Origin of the sequence: Streptomyces sp. SID13726 (assembly GCF_010548375.1) — a bacterium.
Classification (GTDB): Bacteria; Actinomycetota; Actinomycetes; order Streptomycetales; family Streptomycetaceae; genus Streptomyces.
On record NZ_JAAGLY010000471.1, the window covers coordinates 1 to 436 of the forward strand.

At 72.5% G+C, this 436-nt stretch carries 1 pseudogene; it reads right to left on the bottom strand.

The window, feature by feature from the left end:
• A pseudogene (locus tag G3I78_RS48635) lies at positions 1–306 on the bottom strand (hypothetical protein); the annotation flags it as partial.
• Positions 307–436 lie beyond the last annotated feature (130 nt).

The following is a 436-nucleotide window of genomic DNA, read 5'->3' on the forward strand; positions in this document are numbered from 1 at the left end:
GAGCGCGGGCAGCGCGCGCTCGGCGAGGGCGGCGCTGCGCTCCTCGTTCTCGGAGCGGTCGGGGCGGTAGACGGCGTCGTGGAACCAGGCGGCGAGCTCGACGGCGGCGGGGTCGGCGGCGTGCGCGGCGAGCACGTCGATCCGGGCGAGCACGTCGGCCAGGTGCGCGGTGGTGTGGTACCGGCGCTGGGGCTCGGCCCAGGCGGCGAGGAGCCGGTCGGCGTACGGGTCGGGATTGTGCCCGGCGGCCGCTCCGGCGGCGGTGGTGGTCGCGTGCCAGCGGGCGCGGAGCGGGGCGGTGTCCATGCGGTCCATGCGCACATTGTGCGGGTGGCGTGATTGTGCTGGTGAAGGGTGGGCGGAGGCCCGTACCCTGGATATTGGACTAGACCTATTTTCCAATGCAGGACGAAGGATGGGATTACATGAGCAACCG